This window comes from Bacillus sp. GMs2/2, assembly GCF_050172095.1.
In the GTDB taxonomy this organism is placed as follows: Bacteria; Bacillota; Bacilli; order Bacillales; family Bacillaceae_G; genus Bacillus_A; species Bacillus_A cereus.
Genome location: NZ_JBNLYE010000716.1, coordinates 1 through 1179 on the forward strand (window position 1 = coordinate 1; position 1179 = coordinate 1179).

Sequence of the window (1179 nt, forward strand, 5' to 3'; positions counted from 1 at the left end):
ATGAAATAACCTTTTAAGGAGAACGTTATGAAAAAAGATAAAACAAATGCGATGCGAATATTAGATAAAGAAAAAGTTGAATATTCGATGATGTCATATGATCCAGACGATGGGAAAATTGATGGCGTATCAGTAGCCGAGAAAATTGGACGAGAAGTGAGAGAAGTATATAAAACGTTAATCGCTCAAGGGAATAGTAAAAATTATCATGTGTTTATTATTCCGGTGGATGAGGAACTAAATTTAAAAGCTGCGGCAAAAGCGGTAAGTGAAAAGAAAATTGAAATGATTCCTGTAAAAGATATTACGAAAGTGTCAGGATACATTCGCGGCGGTTGTTCACCAGTTGGAATGAAAAAGCTATTTTCTACATGTATTGATGAAAGTGCCCAATCACTTAATACGATCATTGTAAGTGGAGGGAAAATCGGTATACAAATTGAGCTTAAAGTAGATGACTTGGCGAAAGTGACGAGAGCGCAGTTTGGTGAAGTAACGAAGTAATGATACATAGGAAAAGAAGTTCTAGTTTTATCCCGCTATTTGCCGGGCAGTAAGACCCTCATCTCAAATTTCAGCGGAAGCAAAGAAATTAGGTGGGGATCAACTGCCCGTAAAAGCCCGATTGGTGAGGGTTGATTAAAGTTTCACTTTATTGAATTTAGATAATAATTTAGAGGATAGTTAGTCCATTATGGGGCTGATTATCCTTTTTTATTTACAAATTGGATAAAGATTGAATGTTTAGTTTGATATAGGTATGTAATCTGAATTGTTTGTTTGGCTTTGAGAGGAGGTAAAGCCTCGATGCAAGAACTTGAAATAAACAAGCAGGGTTTATTCTTAAAGATAGACAAAGAACAGGAGAGTGTTTTAATGAGGAGTCAAGAAATATCCATAAGAAAGCACAAATTGGGGGATGCCAGTATTTTTGAAAAACACGCTAATAGTATGCAAGATTTTATACAGTTTTTTGGCTAATCCAGTAACAAACAAGAGCACTAAAACCACGTTAGGATAGGAATGTATATAATATGTATAGATTCATAGAACTAAAAAAGGGTTCACTTGTGAGAGCAGGGTTGTCCTTTTTCCTCGCTAACGCTAATGATGGGTTATGTTAACCTGATATGTATAGAATATACAGTTAACTAAAAATGAAAAGTTTACAATTAAAAA

General features: G+C 34.8%; 2 protein-coding genes. Both read left to right on the top strand.

Features of this window, described 5'->3' with window-relative positions:
* The first annotated feature begins 27 nt into the window (after positions 1 to 27).
* A complete protein-coding gene (ybaK, locus tag ACQGS6_RS28935; protein WP_000710892.1) occupies positions 28 to 504 on the top strand; it encodes a Cys-tRNA(Pro) deacylase in 477 nt (158 codons plus the stop codon).
* A 303-nt stretch (positions 505 to 807) separates the two neighbouring features.
* Positions 808 to 981, top strand: coding sequence for a hypothetical protein (locus tag ACQGS6_RS28940; RefSeq protein ID WP_001156923.1), 174 nt, complete (start codon positions 808 to 810; stop codon positions 979 to 981).
* Positions 982 to 1179 lie beyond the last annotated feature (198 nt).